Here is a 17,942-nt window from a genome sequence, read left to right as displayed (position 1 = left end):
AAGGTACCCTTGGGCGCTTTTTGTCTGCTTTATGGACGCAAGCGGTGCGTCATCCGTGGGAATGGAATAGCTTCGCGAATATGTTCTTCGCCAGTCACGAAAGTCACCATTCGTTCTAATCCAAGGCCAAAGCCTGAGTGTGGCACAGAACCATACTTACGCAAGTCCAAGTACCAACCGTACTCATCCATGTCCAAACCTTCTTTTTCAATCTGAGCTTTCAAATAGTCGTAATCCGTATCACGTTCGGATCCACCAATAATTTCACCGTAGCCTTCTGGTGCCAACAAATCAGCGGAAATAACGACATCATCACGGTCTGGATGGCGCTTCATGTAGAAGGCCTTGATTGCCTTCGGAAAGTTGACAATAAAGACAGGCTTGTGGAAATGGTTAGCCAAGAAAGTTTCTTCAGGTGAACCAAAATCAACACCCCATTCCACGTCAAAATCGTTTTCTTGCAACAACTTGATGGCATCATCATAAGAAACGCGTGGGAATGGTAACTGCGTGTAAGAGCGCAACAAATCCTTGTCACGGTTTAACAAGTCCAATTCCTGGTCATTTCTTTCCAAAACCTTTTCAATCAAGAAGGCAACATAGCGTTCCTGCAATTCCAAGGATTCCTCCTGGTGCATAAAAGCCATTTCAGGCTCAATCATCCAGAATTCTGTTAGGTGACGCCGTGTCTTTGACTTTTCGGCACGGAAGGCCGGTCCAAAAGTAAAGACCTTTGAAAAGGCCATAGCACCCGCTTCGGCGTACAATTGTCCGGTTTGTGACAAGTAAGCTGATTGACCAAAGTAATCGGTCTCAAACAAGTCGGTCGTTCCTTCAGGAGCCGAACCAGTCAACAAAGGAGCATCCAACTTGATGAAACCTTCCTGGTTGAAGAATTCGTAAGTGGCTGCAATCAAGGTGTTGCGAATCTTCAATGTGGCAAATGGCTTGATGTGACGCAAGTAGAGGTGGCGCTCATCAAACAAAAATTCCGTACCGTGTTCCTTGGGCGTGATTGGGTAATCATGACTTTCACCAATGACTTCTAAGCCGGTAATGCTGATTTCGTAGCCAAATGATGACCGATCATCTGCATGAATTTCGCCGGTCACATACAATGATGTTTCCTGCTTCAAATCCTTGGCCAAATTAAACAATTCCTCTGAAACGTCAGCCTTGGCGACCACGCCCTGGAAAAAAGCAGTTCCGTCACGCAATTGCAAGAAGGCCATCTTTCCGGACCCACGCTTTTGCCGTAACCAGGCACCAATTTTTACCGTTTGGCCGACGTACTTTGGTGCATCGACAATTTGGATTGTTGGAATCGTTGTTTCACTCATAAATTATTCGGGCTAATGCCCTACTCCTCACATTTTACTTATTAACTTTATTATGATAAAAATTTTGGCAGTCGTCAACTAGGACAAAAACTTACTGAACAAAAGCCAAAATACGGTTCAGAGCCTCATTAATCGTCTCTTGATCCTTAGCATATGATAGGCGCAAATAGCCCGGCATTCCAAAACCTTCACCGGCCGGAATGGCAACGTGAGCCTGCTCCAAGAGCGCAGTGGCAAAGTCAATCGTTGACTTTAGGCCCAGCTTGTCCAAAAGATCTTGATCAACCTTAAAGAAGAGGTAAAAGGCCCCTTCTGGCTTTTGTGCAACAGACAAGCCCGGAATAGCCGTTAACTTATCGTAGGTTGCATTCAACCGACTCTCAAAGGTAGTCCGCATATCTTCAACCATTTGTTGGTCGACCGTTAAGGCGGCCAAGGCAGCATACTGGCTAACGGCGGCCGGATTCGAAGTCATGTGGCCCAAAAGCTTATTCATTTCAGCAATGATTTTTTCATCGGCAATCGTCCAGCCAAGACGCCAACCGGTCATCGAATAGGATTTTGAAACCCCATCGACAATAATCAAGCGGGAGTCCTTGATTTCCTTCAAAGACAAAGCTGACGTAAACGTTTGCCCGTTATAAACCAATTGACCATAAATTTCATCAGACAAAAGGAAACTATCGTGGGCGTCGGCCCAGTCCAAAAGTGCCTGAACTTCATCTCGACTATAGACCTGGCCAGTTGGATTGGAAGGATTATTAAGAATAATCAACTTCACGGGTCCGGCAACCTCATCGAGGTCAGCTGGCGTCAACTTCATCGCTGCCGTCTTGGGCCTAGCAGTGGTGGCAACCCCACCCGCCAAGCGAACCTGTTCAACGTACGAAACCCAATAGGGTTCGGGCATTACAACTTGGTCACCGGGGTTTAAGAGTACCTGCATAATCGTGTACAAAGACAACTTGGCACCGGAAGTCACCGTCACCTGGTTAGGCGACAAAACCTGCCCCGTTTTCTCGGTCATTTGTTCAGCAATTGCTTCTCTTAATGGTAAAATCCCACCGACGGGCGTGTAAAAAGAGGTTTGACCGCCTTCGATGGCTTCAATAGCCGCTTCACTAATGGCCTTGGGCGTCGTAAAATCAGGTTCCCCAACGCCAAGGTTAATCACGTCGATTCCTTCGGCCGCCATCTGCTTGGCTTTTTTAGAAACTGCGAGTGTGGCTGAGGGTTGAACAGCCTGGGTCCGCTTTGAAAAATCACTTGCTTGCAACATCATCTTCTCCCTAAATTCCATTAATTGCCCGGTAAACGGCACCGGTCTTGTAATCCATTGTCAAATAGTTCATGTCGCCATTTTGGCTTTCATAGCTGATTTCCCAGACCAAAGTTTTTTGGTAGAGCGACAAATTGGCCGAGTAAACCTTCTTTGGATTGTATTTGGCTTTGATTTGCTTTAATAAATCAGCCCGTGACAGGCCATTGCCAAAGTCAAAGGTCGTGACAGTTCCGTGCTGTCCCTTGACCAAGGCTACTTTTTGCTGGCCATCACTATCCTTACCAAGCACGGCATAAATGGTGCCGTTGCGATCATCTTCTGTGACACCATGCAGGTTCGTCAAAGATGTTTTTTGACTAACCGTTTTTTGCACGTTAGATTCAGCTCTGGCCATCGGCTGTAATGCCATGTAGGCGTAGGCATAAATGGCACCAGCCACAATCAAGAAAATTGCCACCAAGACGATAAAAAATTTAACCCAAGAAAAACGTTTGGGCCGGGCCATTCTGACTCGTAAGTTGTCGTGAACTTCCATAAAAATTCTTTCTCCGATTTGTCATAACTATTGTTCATTATAGCAAAAAAATAGCCAAGAAATTGGATAATATCCAAGCTCATGGCTATTTAATCGTTATTCTGCTGTTGAAAGTTCAGTTGCTTCCTTAGCAGCCTCGGCGTAGGCAATCACTCGCTTCATGGCCTCTTCTAATTTTTCAGTCGAAGTGGCGTAAGAAATGCGAACGTGGCCTTCACCACCGGCCCCAAAGACAGAACCAGGAATTGTTCCTACCTTGGCCTTTTCACCTAATTCATAGACAAAGGCTTCATCGTCTTGTGGCAAGAAATCAGGAATCTTAGCAAAAATGTAAAAGGCACCCTTTGGTGTTGGAGCCGTAAAGCCCGCTTCCTTCAAGCCAGCTAGGACAATATCGCGGCGCTTTTGGTAGATATCACGCATTGCCTTTGGCGCTTCCCTGGCTTCTGTTAAGGCAGCTAGAGCACCGGCCATCATTGGTCCGGGCGCTGTCGTGACAACACCGGAATGGGCCAAGCCAACCATCTTCATCAAAGCTTTTGGACCGGCAATAAAGCCAACTCGGTAACCGGTCATTGCATGTGACTTTGACAAACCACTAATCAAGATGGTTTGTTCTGGAATATAGTTCGTAATCGACTTATGTGTTTGACCATAAGTCAATTCCGCATAAATTTCATCCGACAAAACTAAGATATCCGTCTTCTTAATGGCTACAGCCAAATCTTTAAGCTCTTGTTCATCATAGGTAACACCAGTTGGGTTACCAGGGAAGTTTAAAACCAAGCCCCTTGCTTCTGGGTGCTCTTGAATTGCCTTTTCAAACATTTCTGCCGTAAACAGATAAGATGGCGCCGTGTTAATTTCAACCACCTTCAAGCCAAGGCGCAAGGCCTCAGCTTGATAGAAACAAAATGTTGGTGTTGGCACCAAGATTGTTTCACCGCGGTTAAAGAGTGCAGACAATGAATCATAGATGGCTTCTGAAGCTCCGATTGTCACCGAAATTTCACTTTCTGAATCATAGACTGGACCAGACAAACGTTCATGAACATAGTCGGAAATAGCCTGACGCAAAGCCAAAGTTCCCTGTGAAGGCGCATAATGTGAGTCATTATCATCAACCGCTTTTTTAACGGCCTCCTTGACTACATCTGGAACCGCAAAATCAGGTTCACCAAGGGTGAGCTTGATGATATCCGGAACTGCGGACAACTTGATGTCAACTGCTCGGATGGCCGCTGGCGGCACGATCTCGAACAATTGGTTATACTGCTTCGACAAACTTTCTTTGACTTGAACCATGAAAACCACTCCTATTCTATTCTAAACAAATCCTTTTACATTGCTTTGCACCATTCTACCATATTATTAAAAATAAATTAGAGGATTTTATCTAATCCAATCTCTAATCCATCAATTTCATCGACTTTTCGAATTGAACGAGCGACTCCAGTCATGAAAGACGAACGATTATTTGTGGATTGTTTAATTGTTAACGTTTCTCCAGCAGAACCAAAGACAACTGTCTCCTCGGCTAAGATGCCTGGCAAACGCATGGCATGCACCGGTACTCCCTGACTTTGATCACCACGGGCCAAAGCGTCCGAATGTGGAATAGCAGGTTCTTCTTGACGAGCAGCAACAATCAAATCAGCGGTGGCCTTTGCCGTCCCAGATGGTGCATCGACCTTGTCCTCATGGTGGGCCTCGATGATTTCGGCTGCAGGCAAGTACTTAGCTGCTTGACCGGCAAACTGCATCAACAAAACCGCTGTAATTGAAAAGTTAGGAACAACCAAGGAAGATTGGTCATTTTCCAAGGCCAAGGCTCGCAATTTTTCAAAATCATCTGCTTGTAAGCCAGACGTCCCCATTACCAAGTCAAAACCATGAGTCAAGGCGTATTGGCCATTTTCAAAGGCAACAGCAGGATTAGTCACATCAACCCAAACATCAGCATTGACGTTAATGTCTGCTAAGTCGATAAAGGTTGGAACAGTGCCTTCTTGATAATCCGGCTGTTGGTCGAGCGCCCTTTTAGTCGTTAAGCGGCCAGCTAATGAAAAATCAGCTTGGTCCTCGATCAACTTTTCAATCGACTGGCCCATTTTCCCTTGGGCGCCTGCGAGAAAGACGGTTTTCATGCAACAACTCCTTGCCGGCCTAATACGGCCTCTACTTCTGCTGTTTGCTGCTCAGTCAATGGCAGCAATGGTAAACGTAACTGATTTTCAATCAAGCCTTGCTTAGCTAAGATGGCCTTTATGGGACTTGGCGATGGATGAGAGAACAAAACATTCATCCGTGGTGTTAAGAAGCGTTGGTACTGACCCGCCAAGGCTACATCACCTGCTTCAAGAGCGGCAAAGAGTGCCTGCATCTCACGACCATAGAGGTGTGATGCCACCGAAATCGTGCCCGCGCAGCCAATGGCCTTTGCCGCCAATGTTTGGCTATCTTCACCGGTGTAAACAGCAAAGCCTTCTGGCGCTTGATCAACCAAAACGGCCAAGTCATCAATTGAAGTCACTTGCTTAACCGCATTAATATTTGGATGGTGAGCCAAGAATAAGACAGAATCATTCGTCAATGAAACGCTTGATCGACCAGGAATGTTATACAACATCAATGGTACTTGGCTGGCATTGGCGATGGCCGTAAAGTGGGCAATCATGCCGTCCTGATCGGGCTTGTTGTAGTAAGGCGTAACAGCCAAAATGCCAGTCACACCCTCGATTTGGCTGGCTGTCTCAGCCAAGGCCACGGACTCTGCCGTGTTGTTTGTCCCAACGTTAGCAATAACAGGTCCCCGGCCGTTCACATACTGGGCAAAGTGACGGTACAAGGACAGGCGTTCCTCCTCCGTCAACGTAGGTGATTCACCGGTTGTACCACCGATGACAAAGCCCTGCGTTCCTTCACTCAATAACTTATCCGTTAAACGGTCCAAAGCCTCATAATCAATTTCGTCCTGACTGGTAAATGGGGTAATTAATGCGGTAATCAAATTTGCTGTCATCATCAAAAGCCATCCTCTTTCATCTTTAGCTATAGCGATTTCTTGTATTTCTTTCATCATTTTTAACCGGCAAGCTGAAAAATCAGTTTACCTGGGTGCTACTTATTGGGCCATTCGTTGTTTAAAATAGGCAACCATTGCCTGAACACCGGCGTTTAAGGCCTGCTCATCGGGGTTTAGCCGGGCATCATGGAGGCTGTGTTTGGGGTCACCAACCCCAAGCCAAAACATCGTGCCTGGGAACTTATTTAGTAGGAAGCCGAAGTCTTCGCCAGTCATTGCCGGCTGTGCTTCTGCAAAGTCAACTTCCGGATCTTCTTCCATAAAAGCCATAAAGGCTGCCGTTGTTTTTGGATCATTTTCAACCGGGTAATAACCACCCTGAATGAGCTCCAAGTTCATTTGAACACCAAAGGCAACGGCAATCCCATCCGCAATTGCGCGGACCCGTTTTTGCATCATCTCCAAGTCCGCTTGGGTAAAGGCCCGAATCGTCCCAGCTAATTTAGCTTCACCAGCAATGACGTTGCCAATCGTGCCGGCATGAAAGGATCCAATTGTCACGACCCCACCATGAATGGGGTCAACATTGCGGGAAACCACGGTTTGCACCTGGCTGACAAAGGCAGCAGCGGCAACCAAAGCGTCCTTAGCCTGCTGGGGATAGGCTGCGTGACCACCCTGGCCAACAATCTGAAGATGAATCTCCGTTGTCCCGGCAAAAAGTGTACCCTTTTTGGTTGCAATCTGACCGGCCGGCATGGCTGGCTGGTCATGCAAGGCATAAAGTTCATCTGGTTTAAAATCACCCGTGAGCGCGCCGGCTTCATACAAACGTTTACCCCCGGCCTCGGATTCTTCTGCCGGTTGAAAAATAAAAATCAGATTATCTTTAGGCTGATTTTTTGCAAAGTAAGCCAAAATTCCCAAGGCAACCGTCATATGAATATCGTGACCACAGGCATGCATCACACCGGGGTGTTTCGAAGCAAAAGGCAGGCCTGTTTCTTCCTCAATTGGTAAGGCGTCAATATCAGCCCGGTAGCCAATTGTTTTCTCCGAATTTGATCCCGCCAAGCGGACCAACAGGGCCGTTTCAACTTCTGGTACCTCTTTGATTGTTAAGAAATCACTCGCAAAGGCGGCAATTGTTTTTTTCAAATATTGTTGCGTTTGTACTTCATGCAAAGCCAACTCTGGAATGGCGTGTAAGTCGCGCCGAACCTGCGCTAAATTAATTGTTGAATCGGACATCAAAGCCTCCCTTTCATGGACCATGAAAACTTCTCTCTAATCAGCTAGGTTGCGCGGCCATCTTCCAGTCGTTTGCTAGCAAACTTTGTGTTTACAAATCGCGTAAGGCAGCAACCAAGGCCGTCTTTTGCTCTGTTTGAGCATCGATTTGCTTAATGACCTTAGCCGGTACACCAGCCACAACCGTTCTTTCAGGAACGTCTTCTGTCACGATGGCACCTGCGGCAACAACCGCTCCGGCACCAACTTGAACCCCTTCGATGACAACGGCGTTGGCGCCAACCAAAGCACCATCGCCAACACGGACAGGTTCTGCTGAAGCAGGTTCAATCACACCTGCCAAAACAGCACCGGCACCAATATGGCAGTTCTTTCCAACTTCAGCTCGGCCACCCAGAACAGCGCCCATGTCAATCATCGATCCAACACCAATTTTGGCACCAATGTTAATCACCGCCCCCATCATAACCACGACCTGGTCATCGATTTGAACTCGGTCACGAATCAAGGCCCCTGGTTCAATGCGGGCATTCAAGTGCTGGGTGTTCAACAATGGCACCCCGGAATTACGGGCAATTAGTTCAACGTGGTAGTCAGTAATGGCTGCCTGGTTGTCATCCAAAATTGGTTGGATAACCTGCATATCACCAAATACAGTCCCAGTTTTTTCTTCAATAAAGGCTTGCACATCATTTGGCCAAGTAATTTGAGCCAAATCACCTGCTAAGGTCACCTTTGCCGGTGTCTTCTTCTTAGAAGTTGCCAAGTAATTAATAATCGCCGCTGTATCCATTTCAGTCATGTTTTTGTTTTCCTTTTCGAGTTGTTTTCTTCTTATTTAAATCTAATTGTTTCTTTCAGTCGGGCAAGGTAGGTTAATGAAATCAACCAAACCTTGCCACTGCTGATTTTACCACTTGCCAGGTAACTGGTAAGCCCGGTCATGGCTGGTCAAATCAGCTAGGCTTTCGCCTTCTACCACCAGTTGTGAGAGGCCGTTTTCAACAAAAACCACGGCTGGCACAGGATTGCGGTTGTAGCGGGAAGCCATTGAGTACCCGTAAGCACCGGTATTCAAAACGGCGACCAAGTCGCCTGGCTCTGTTGCTGGCAATTCTTGATCTTGAATCAAGACATCCCCCGACTCACAATACTTACCCACTAAGCGGACATGTTCTGCCGGCGCTCCATGAACGTTGTTGGCCAAGACCGCCTGATAATCAGCCTGGTAAAGGGCTGGACGAATGTTATCACCCATTCCCCCATCAACGGCCAAGTAAGTCCGCACACCCGGGATATCCTTGCGAGAACCAACGGTGTACAAGCTGTAACCGGCTGGTCCTGCGATTGAACGCCCTGGCTCAATCCAAATATCCGGTTGGGTCATGCCCTTCTTAGCCGTTTGTTCCTGGACGCTCTTCAGTAAGGCCAAAACGAGGTCTTCTGGTAGGCGTGGCTTATCAGCATCCGTGTAGGCAATTCCAAAGCCACCGCCAAGGTCCAATACTTCTGGTTGGTAATCCCATGAAGCACACAGGTCAACTAATTTCTGGCCGGCTAATTCAAAGCCATCTTCCTCAAAAATTTGAGAACCGATGTGGGCTGACAAACCAAGCAGGTGCAAGCTTTCATCGCCTTCAGCGATTTCATAAGCTCGCTTAGCTTGACCAGATTCCAAATCAAAACCGAATTTGGAGTCGACTTGACCGGTTTGAATGTAATCATGAGTGTGGGCTGACACGCCAGGAACCACTCGCAAAATCACATTTTGTTGTCCCTCTCGGCCGGCCATAACCCGGTGCAAGAGGTCAAGTTCCAAGAAATTATCAACGATAATCGTACCAACCCCGGATTCAACGGCAAAGGTCAAATCAGCCAGTGACTTGTTGTTTCCGTTATAAGAAACATTGGCCATCGGGAAGCCGGCGGCCACCGCCGTGTAGATTTCACCGGCGGAAACAAGGTCCAAGTGCAAACCTTCTTCAGCAACTACCTGGTACATGGCCTGGCAAGCAAATGCTTTGGAAGCATAGGCAACGGCCCCTTTTTGACCGGATTGTTCAAAGGCCTGCTTGAAGGCGCGCATCTGCTCGCGCATGGTCAAAACATCATAAACGTACAGTGGCGTTTGGTATTCCTTGGCCAAATCAGTGGCTAACACGCCGCCAATCATGAGTTGGTCTTGGTCGTTTACTTGCAAGTGGTTTGACATAAGAATCTTTCCTTCTTCTCTCTTTTCAATCAAAATATTATTAGATGGGCTTAATCAACCAGGTATCGTGCTAAGCGGTCTTGGAAACGAATGGTGATTTCCCATGGATCGATTTCGCAATAGTGGGAAAAGTCAATCAGTGTGTTTTCCTTGTCCTGATTTTTACCAATGAAAGTCACCTTAGTTCCAACCTGAACTGGTTCTTCGAGAGCAATCATCAGTTGGTCCATGGCTAACTTGCCAACAATTGGGGCTTTCTGGCCGTTGACCAAAACCTCAAAGCCAACTGCTTCACGTGGTAGGCCATCCCCGTAGCCGATTGGCAAAGTCGCGATCCATTGGGGCTTGGTGGTTTGGTAAGTGGCACCATAGGAAACGGAGGCACCTGTTGGCAGTTGCTTAATCATGACCACCTCGGATTCGAGTGTCAAGACCGGTTCCAGGTAATTGTCAGGCTTTAATATCCCTTCGGATGGCTCAATACCATAGACCGAAGTTCCTGCTCGAATGACATCCATTGGCATCTGACCAACCCGGTATAAAGCTGCGGCCGAGTTAGCCAGGTGAACCATCGGTGGCATTGGCAAGCCATCGGTTAACTCATGCCAGGTTGCTAGCTGCCCTTCAAAGTATGTCGTGTCAACATCATCGGCCGTAGCAAAGTGAGTCATAATGCCTTGGTAAAGTAAGAAATCAGCATCTTGAACGTCATCAATAGCAGCGCTTAACTCTTCTCGGTTACGAAAACCAATCCGGCCCATGCCCGTGTCGACCGCCAAGTTAACCTGGAGCTTTGGACCGCCAAGACGCAAATTGGCTTCCGCCTGCTTCAAAGTTTCACGATCAGCAACCGTGGCAATGATTTGATAATCGGCCATTAGCTGGGCAAAATCAGGAGACGTGAGGCCCAAAACCAAGATTGGCTGACAAAAGCCGGCTTTCCGTAAGGCAATTGCCTCATCCATCACAGCAACGGCTAAGCCATCGGCACCACCTTCAACAGCAGCCTGACTCATTTCCAACAAACCAAAGCCATAAGCATTGGCCTTCACCGTCATGAAAATAAAGTTAGCGTGGCTACTCTCACGCATGACTTTTAAATTTTTGGCCACCGCTGCCTTTGAAATCAATAAACGACTTGGACGGTGATTAGCGACAACCATGTGAGCCTCCTTAGGCAATAAAAAAATCCAAACAACGGGGGTTTATCCCTGTCGTTTGGATTATTGTCTAAAAATAGTCACAAAAAAACAGTTGAATAGCTCCCCGCTGCATTTGCAGCGACAGTCCAATAGCTCTTAACTATTGGCCCAGCGAAATGGCTCTGACCCCATCAGCTTCGGCAACCGCCCCTTTCGCGAACAATGTTCGGTACTCTTGTTGGTTGCGACCTCTATTACTTATTAAGTTGCCATTAATATACATGAGATTTTTTCTCATGTCAACACTCCTGACAAAATAAATTATCTTTTTAACAAAAAAGGCAGCCGATATTGGCTGTCTTTTCTTAATTTTATGAAAGCTTTTTTTGATAAAAGTTCGCTTTTACCCGTTTGTACCGACTATTAACAGTTGCCAATCGATCCGAAAGCGCTTTAACTTGTCCCTGGTTAAAGGAAGCAAGTAAAACGGACTTTTCTTGTTTTTGAAGGGCAATCAATAGCGGTGTGAGCGTTGTCACATCAACCCAGCGGTGGGCCTGTGAAATGACGGCCACCTCCGGCACTTGTAGACTTTGCTGCCAAATCGCCGACAAGTATTCTGGTAGGACAATCAAAATTGACTGTTCTTCCTGGCTGCTTTGGCGGGCAGCCTTAATGAGGGGCGCTGAAATGTCCTGTGCATAGACAACGTAGTCATCACCATAGCGGTCCGATAACTTGTAGTACCAATGCTTCAAGGCGGCGTGGTCCTCCACAATCAGAACAAAGTGCTGAACCTTGGCCAAAACCAGCTGTTCAATCTGCTGGTCTTCATTACGGCTCGTGGTCAGTACCGTTGTCAACTGATTTTCCGTTGTCCCCTCAAATTCACTTTTCTCCGGCAACAAGGCCCCCGGAGTCTGGGCTAAAAATGTTGCTAAATCATCCGGTAAGTAAGACGAAACGACTAGGACTTTATCCACCTGCTTCAAAAAGTACTTTTGGTACAACAAATCAGCCTTGACCTCAAAAATTAGATTTTGGACGGCCAGCTCCTTTTGGATGTGCCAGGAGATGTTGGCTAAGTATTCCTGGTGCGCTGATAGCCACGAAAGCTTAGCTAATTTAGCCGTCAAATCCGCTTGCGTCAATTTGTGGTTAAAATCAGCCTTAGCAGCCAAATCAACTAAGTCCAACAAACGATTCAAAACCGCCTTGCCGGTCTTCACCAGACCGATATCTTCAGCTTGACCATCAATCTTATTGCTGGCCTCTTCCCAGTTGTGGAGTGCCACCTTCCACTGACCCTGTGTCTTCTTCGGCAAGCTAGCTGCCAAATCAGCCAAGCGGGCTACCTGGTCTTGGTAAAAGCTCAAAGGCAACGTCAGACCGAAGCCCTCTTGAATGGCAGTCAAAAGCGCAATGGGCTTTTCCAAAATGGCCACGGGCCGATCATGATACTTGCTTGCCTTTTCCAAATCCTCCGAAATGACAAAGAAGGCCGCGAAGGTCAAAAGAACCACATCCGCCTGAGCCGCCTTGTCAAAGGCTTGGATAAAGGCCGGACCCGTTTCATCAGAACGGACCGCTGCCAAGCCAGGCTGATTTTGCACACCTTTTGGCAAATCAATGAGGGCTAAATCAGGACTTTCGGCTAACCAAACCAGGACACGCGCTTGCCAAAAGGCACCACCTTGGCTTCTAGCTGCCGCCAGAACCTTTTGAAACTTCTTCTCATCCAGGTAATCGCGCGGCGCATAGAGTTTCGCCACCGATAAGTTAGTCCCGGGCAGTCGCTCCTGTAATTCCGCTAGGATAGCATCCTGATGGTTCAAGAGCGTAATGTCATGGGCCAGCAGGTATGTCGCCTGTTGGCGATTTTGATAAAAGAGTGGCAATAAATACGACAACGTCTTCTTAACTTCCGGCGGTGTCGTTAACTGCCAGACCGCTCTTTGCCGTTGTTGCAAAAAACGCTGCACCTGGTCCATCACCTGACCCTGGTCCTCTTCGACCAAGAAACCAGGACCTAAAGCGGCATCCTTATCAGCAAGCGTCTTCGGATAAGGCACGTCGGCGCCTTTTTTGTTCTGGTTTGAATCTTTGCTTCGGTTGGACGGTCGGCTTAACGTCTCTTCACGTTCGGCCAAAAATGCCGGAGCCGGGGACCGGTCTTTCATCGCCATCGCCAAGAAATCCTGGCTTTGACGCAACAGACTCCAATCCACACTCAAGAGTTCCTTCTTCGTCTTTTCAGGTAAGCTCTGGGCCTTGTGCCAAAGCGACAACATCAAATAGGCTGTTGCCTCCGCATCAGCGTTAGCCCGGTGAGCTTGAACCAGAGGCAAGTCGAGGTACTTTGTCAAATCAGACAAGCGGTAGCCTGGTGCCGTTGGGTAAAGAATCTGGGCCAGTTGAACGGTATCGATTGCCAAGAGGTCCAGCTCAGGCAAACCAACCCGGGCAAATTCGGCATTTAAATACGGGTAATCAAAGTTCACGTTATGGGCAACAAAAACCTGGTCCTTTAACAACCCGCGCAACGATGGGGCCAGTTCTTCAAAGAACGGCGCATCCCGCACATCTTTTTGGCTAATATGGGTTAATTGTTGAATTTTTTTATCGATTGTTTGCCCTGGATTCACGAATGAATCGAAGTGTTCCACAATCTTTTTATTTTTTACAAAGGTCATCCCGATTTGAATAATTCGCCCTCCCTTTTCAACGGAGGGGTTAGTAGTTTCCAAATCGACAATCACAAAGGCGGCTGATTTTTTCATCAGGACTCCTTTCTCATCATCGAGACCAAGACATATTTGGGCCAAAAACTGTCATTTTTAGACCTAAATTTCATTTTGCTCTCGTAGTTATTTTACACTACTTAGCCTAGTGCGGTACAATATTAGCAGTAATTGGAGTCTTTATATGGAAAAAAATCATGCTGGCTTTGGCCATTCGCACGCCAAAGCCATTCTTATCGGCGACCATGCCGTTGTTTACCAACAACCGGCCGTCGCCATCCCTCTTTTGAGCCTCAAAGTCACGGCAAGCGTTCAAGCGATTGCTAGTGGCCAAATGATTATTTTAGGTGAACAGGCCTTTGACCTGGCCAATCTTGGCGCTGATTTAGAAGGCTTACGCCAGTTAATCATCGCCCTGCTAGAAAACCTGGTTGAACCTGACCAACCATTCTTATTAGAGGTACAATCGCTCATCCCCCAAGAACGAGGCTTTGGCGCTTCAGCGGCCCTAGCAACAGCCATCACACGGGCCTTCTTTGACTGGACCAGACAAGACTTAAGTCAGGACCAACTGAATTTTTATACGAATTTGGCTGAAAGTATTTCCCACGGTTCACCTTCTGGCATCGATGCTGCCACGGTCTCGGCCGTTGAACCCGTCTGGTTCCACCAGCAACAAATCGATACCTTCCAAACTAATTTGGAAGCGACCCTCGTCCTGGCGGATACCGGTGTTCGCGGTCAAACCGTTCGAGCCGTTAACATTGTTAAGGACCAGCTCAAGAAAAATTATGAACCAACTTGGGGGGCCATTAACCACCTCGGCCAGCTAGCCTTCTTAGTGAAGGAAGCCCTAGCCAATAACGATCCCAAAACGCTGGGCCAGCTCTTTACTGATGCCCACAAGGATCTGCAAATCCTTCAAGTTTCGCACCCAAAGCTAGACACCCTTGTTAATGCCGCTTTACAAGCAGACGCACTGGGCGCCAAGTTAACCGGGTCTGGCATTGGCGGTGCGATGTTTGCCCTGGCAGAAAATGACGACCAGGCGCAAAAAATTGCTGCCGCCCTCAAACAGTCCGGAGCCAAGGAAACTTGGATTCAGCCGCTCTCAGCAGCACATTAAAAATCAGCTTAGATTTTCCACCTGGCCCAACTTTGTTTTTTAAAAACAAAATACTGCAGGTGGTCCTCAAACTGATTAATCACCCAAAAATTTAAAATACTTTCACCGAGGAAAGCACTGTGACTGATAAAACAACAACTGCCAAAGCGCATACTAATATTGCCTTCATCAAATACTGGGGTAAAAAAGATAAGACGCTCAACCTCCCAACCACTTCGTCATTGTCTCTGACGCTAAATGAATTTTATACCGAGACCATGGTAACGGCAGGTACGGAAGATACCCTGTTGATTAACAACATGATGCAGGACCCAACGCGAATCCATAATTTCCTCGATTTTTTACGTGAAGAAATTGAAGACTTTGGTCCCCTCACAGTTGTTTCCAAAAATACGGTTCCGACCGCTGCAGGTCTCGCCTCTTCGGCTTCATCCTTTGCTGCCTTGACGGCCGCCGTTGCCCGTCATCAAAACTGGGATTTGTCCTTAACGGATCTATCTCGCCTAGCACGCCGGGGTTCTGGATCAGCAACTCGGTCATTTTTCCCTGGTTTTGCCGTTTGGCACGAAGGAACCGATAATCAATCCTCTTTTGCCGAAGCATTGCCAGCCACTGATTTGCCAATCGCCCTCGTGGTTTGCGAAATCACTGGAACCGTTAAAAAAGTTTCGTCTTCTGATGGGATGATGCGGGCGATGACCTCACCCAAGTACTCAGAATGGGTTGAAAAATCACATGCCCAATTTACGGCTATGCAAGAAGCCATCGCCAACCAAAACCTACAAAAAATTGGCGAACTAGCCGAAGAAAACGCCTTGGCCATGCATGAATTAAACATTACGGCCACTGACCGGCGCTTTACTTACTTTAACCAAATGACTCTCGATGTTTTGGCCTTTGTTAAGGAACTCCGTGCCGAAGGCTTCCTGGCCTACGCCACGATTGATGCCGGTCCAAACGTTAAGATTATTACTAGCCAAGACCAGGCTGAAACCATCAAAGATAAGCTTCAAGAAAAGTTCCGCAAGTTGTGCCTCCAAATCGCAACACCAGGTCCCGGTATTAGCTTTGAAGACTAAAGGACATCTGCAATGAAAACAACCACCGTCAAAGTCCCCGGCAAACTCTTTTTAGCCGGCGAATATGCTGTCACAAAACCCGGGCAACCGGCTCTTTTGGCTGCTGTTGACCGTGGTTTGACCATTCGTGTTGCAGCAACCAACCGCCTCATGCCAGGATCTTTGGTCGTTAAATCAGACACCATGCCAGAACCACTTGTTTTAACCTGGTCGGCCTTGGCCGAGTTAAACCAAGAAACAAGCGACTCCTTCTTAGGGCCCTGGTCCTTTGTCAAGGCGGCTTTGGTACTCTTCTACCAAGAACACCTAGACCTTAATCTAACGCAACACCCCGGCTTATCGTTGACGATTTCCTCGCAAATGGCGGTTGACCACAATAAGCTCGGCTTAGGATCATCGGCTGCCGTTTCGGTTGCCATCATCAAGGGTTTGGTCACATACTTTAATCAAAAAGACTACCTGCCAGCTATTTTCCGCCAAGCGGCCTTCGCCCACTACTTTATTCAGGGTTCTGGTTCCCTTGGTGATTTAGCCTCGGCTACTTTTACCGGTGTGATTTTTTATCAAGCACCCGACTGGCTAAACCAAGTAGATTCCAAAACGCTCACTCTGTCTGATTTTTCAAAGCTCGACTGGTCGAACCTCGCCATCAAACCCCTTCCTTGGCCAAAAAATTGGCAAATTGGTATCGTCGCCACTTTCCAACCTGCCTCAACAAAAAAGGCGCTCGCCAAGGGCTTTTGGCAAACTGATTTTGCCCGTCAATCAAAAGAAGCTGTGACAAAGGCGGCCTTAGCGATTGAAAACCATGATTACCATGGCTTGATGCAAGGACTCAAGAACAACCAGGACCTTTTGAAAAAGGCCCTGCCAACCGGTTACCTGACCCCCGCCCTCAGTCAATTTTTGACGCTCTTAGGGCAAAGAGGCCTCGCCGGTAAGGTTTCTGGTGCCGGCTATGGTGATAACGGCTTTGTTGTCTTTGAAAACCAAACCCAAGGGCACGGCTTTCATCAAGCTAGCCAAGGAACAGCCCTCCACCTTCTCTTACCAGGACTCTGGCAAGATTCCGTGTTACTGTGAAAGAATTTTAAGATGGCCACTACTCATTCAAACCGTAAAAACGAACACCTTTCGCTGGCAACCAAGTTTTGGCGTGACAAGGAAAACCCAGTGATTGGGCCGGGCTTTGATGCTGTCCGTTGGGTCCCGGGACCACTGAAAGACATGGCGGTTGCTGACGTCCAAACGACCACCCACATCCTTGGCGCAGACTTTGCCTGGCCCTTTTACATTGAGGCCATGACTGGCGGCTCCGTTGCTAGTACCAAGGTCAACGCTGATTTGGCCACCGTTGCTCAAAAGACAGGCTTAGCGATGGCGGTTGGTTCACAATCCGTTGCCTTAAAAGATAGCAGTCAGGTCGAATCCTACCGTGTTGTGCGGCAAAATCACCCTGAGGGATTTTTAATTGCCAACCTCGGCGCTGACCATCCCATCCAAAATGTTCAAGCAGCGATCGACATGATTGATGCCAATGCCATCGAACTTCATGTCAATTTAGGCCAAGAACTGGCCATGGCGGAAGGCGATCGGCGCTTTTACTGGCTCGATAACTTAGCCACCGTCATTGCTAAATCGCCCGTACCGGTCATCATCAAGGAAGTTGGTTTTGGCATGGGCCCCGATTTGCTCAAGCAACTGTCAGCACTCAAACCAGCAGCCATTAACGTTGGTGGTGGTAATGGAACGAGCTTTGCCCAAATTGAGCAGCGCCGTGACCGGCAAAATAAGAACCCCTTGGACTTAAGTCCCTTTGGGCTCAGCACGGTTGAATCGCTCTTAGCAGGACAAAAGGCCGCTATTGATTCACCGTTAATTGCCACAGGCGGGATTCAATCCATCAACAATGTTGTGACTGCCTTAATTTTGGGAGCGAAAACAACCTCGTCCGCTGGTCACTTCCTGCAAGTCTTAATGACAAAGAGCCCCTCAGCCCTGCAACAAGAAATCGAGAACTGGCAACAGGCCCTGCCTGAATTAATGACCCTTTTGGGCGCTACGACCGTTTTCGACCTTAGCCAAGTTCCAAGGCTGTACCGGGCAGACCTCCAAAATTTTTCTGACCAGCTTTAACAACGCTGGTCCTCTTAATTTCAATCAACAAACAAAAGAAGTTAGCCGAAAAATACTTTTCGACTAACTTCTT

15 protein-coding genes and 1 riboswitch are annotated in these 17,942 nt (G+C 47.6%); of the genes, 4 read left to right on the top strand and 11 right to left on the bottom strand.

Features of this window, described 5'->3' with window-relative positions; genetic code table 11:
- Positions 1–29: 29 nt before the first annotated feature.
- The 11 genes from asnS to AABI20_RS03000 form a co-directional block, all read right to left on the bottom strand.
- A complete protein-coding gene (asnS, locus tag AABI20_RS03050) occupies positions 30–1,340 on the bottom strand; it encodes an asparagine--tRNA ligase (RefSeq protein ID WP_288846329.1) in 1,311 nt (436 codons plus the stop codon).
- A 91-nt stretch (positions 1,341–1,431) separates the two neighbouring features.
- Positions 1,432–2,619, bottom strand: a complete 1,188-nt coding sequence (locus AABI20_RS03045; RefSeq protein WP_338346736.1) for a pyridoxal phosphate-dependent aminotransferase — start codon at positions 2,617–2,619, stop codon at positions 1,432–1,434.
- Between the two features lie 10 nt (positions 2,620–2,629).
- Positions 2,630–3,157, bottom strand: coding sequence for a hypothetical protein (locus AABI20_RS03040; RefSeq protein WP_047974955.1), 528 nt, complete (start codon positions 3,155–3,157; stop codon positions 2,630–2,632).
- 96 nt (positions 3,158–3,253) lie between these two features.
- A complete protein-coding gene (locus tag AABI20_RS03035; RefSeq protein ID WP_288846333.1) occupies positions 3,254–4,462 on the bottom strand; it encodes an aminotransferase class I/II-fold pyridoxal phosphate-dependent enzyme in 1,209 nt (402 codons plus the stop codon).
- 77 nt (positions 4,463–4,539) lie between these two features.
- Positions 4,540–5,304, bottom strand: a complete 765-nt coding sequence (dapB, locus tag AABI20_RS03030; RefSeq protein ID WP_338346735.1) for a 4-hydroxy-tetrahydrodipicolinate reductase — start codon at positions 5,302–5,304, stop codon at positions 4,540–4,542.
- Complete coding sequence (gene dapA, locus AABI20_RS03025) at positions 5,301–6,182, bottom strand: 4-hydroxy-tetrahydrodipicolinate synthase (protein WP_288846337.1); 882 nt, start codon at positions 6,180–6,182, stop codon at positions 5,301–5,303. The genes dapB and dapA overlap by 4 nt, the downstream gene beginning before the upstream one ends.
- 99 nt (positions 6,183–6,281) lie before the next feature.
- Complete coding sequence (locus AABI20_RS03020; RefSeq protein WP_288846490.1) at positions 6,282–7,436, bottom strand: N-acetyldiaminopimelate deacetylase; 1,155 nt, start codon at positions 7,434–7,436, stop codon at positions 6,282–6,284.
- An 88-nt stretch (positions 7,437–7,524) separates the two neighbouring features.
- Positions 7,525–8,235 carry a 2,3,4,5-tetrahydropyridine-2,6-dicarboxylate N-acetyltransferase gene (gene dapD / locus AABI20_RS03015; RefSeq protein ID WP_338346734.1) on the bottom strand — a complete coding sequence of 237 codons (711 nt, stop codon included), beginning with the start codon at positions 8,233–8,235 and terminating at the stop codon, positions 7,525–7,527.
- Between the two features lie 108 nt (positions 8,236–8,343).
- Complete coding sequence (gene lysA, locus AABI20_RS03010; protein WP_047974961.1) at positions 8,344–9,645, bottom strand: diaminopimelate decarboxylase; 1,302 nt, start codon at positions 9,643–9,645, stop codon at positions 8,344–8,346.
- 50 nt (positions 9,646–9,695) lie between these two features.
- Positions 9,696–10,808: an alanine racemase gene (gene alr / locus AABI20_RS03005; protein ID WP_047974962.1), complete on the bottom strand. Its 1,113-nt coding sequence runs from the start codon at positions 10,806–10,808 to the stop codon at positions 9,696–9,698.
- Between the two features lie 88 nt (positions 10,809–10,896).
- Positions 10,897–11,049: riboswitch (Lysine riboswitch) on the bottom strand.
- Positions 11,050–11,158: 109 nt separating this feature from the next.
- On the bottom strand, positions 11,159–13,567 hold the full coding sequence (locus AABI20_RS03000; protein ID WP_338346732.1) for an exonuclease domain-containing protein: 2,409 nt from the start codon (positions 13,565–13,567) through the stop codon (positions 11,159–11,161).
- Positions 13,568–13,712: 145 nt separating this feature from the next.
- Between AABI20_RS03000 and mvk the strand changes: the two genes are divergently transcribed.
- From mvk to fni, 4 genes are all read left to right on the top strand, one after another.
- Positions 13,713–14,654: a mevalonate kinase gene (gene mvk / locus AABI20_RS02995; RefSeq protein WP_047974964.1), complete on the top strand. Its 942-nt coding sequence runs from the start codon at positions 13,713–13,715 to the stop codon at positions 14,652–14,654.
- A gap of 119 nt (positions 14,655–14,773) precedes the next feature.
- The gene (gene mvaD, locus AABI20_RS02990) at positions 14,774–15,733 is read left to right on the top strand and encodes a diphosphomevalonate decarboxylase (RefSeq protein ID WP_047974965.1); all 960 of its coding nucleotides are present in this window, start codon (positions 14,774–14,776) and stop codon (positions 15,731–15,733) included.
- Between the two features lie 12 nt (positions 15,734–15,745).
- Complete coding sequence (locus AABI20_RS02985; protein WP_338346731.1) at positions 15,746–16,816, top strand: GHMP family kinase ATP-binding protein; 1,071 nt, start codon at positions 15,746–15,748, stop codon at positions 16,814–16,816.
- A gap of 12 nt (positions 16,817–16,828) precedes the next feature.
- Positions 16,829–17,869: a type 2 isopentenyl-diphosphate Delta-isomerase gene (gene fni / locus AABI20_RS02980; RefSeq protein ID WP_338346730.1), complete on the top strand. Its 1,041-nt coding sequence runs from the start codon at positions 16,829–16,831 to the stop codon at positions 17,867–17,869.
- The last annotated feature ends 73 nt before the right edge of the window (positions 17,870–17,942 follow it).

Source organism: Fructobacillus cardui, assembly GCF_963580785.1.
GTDB lineage: Bacteria > Bacillota > Bacilli > Lactobacillales > Lactobacillaceae > Fructobacillus > Fructobacillus cardui.
Note: the sequence above shows the minus strand (reverse complement) of the source record. Positions and strands in the feature narration are given on the sequence as shown.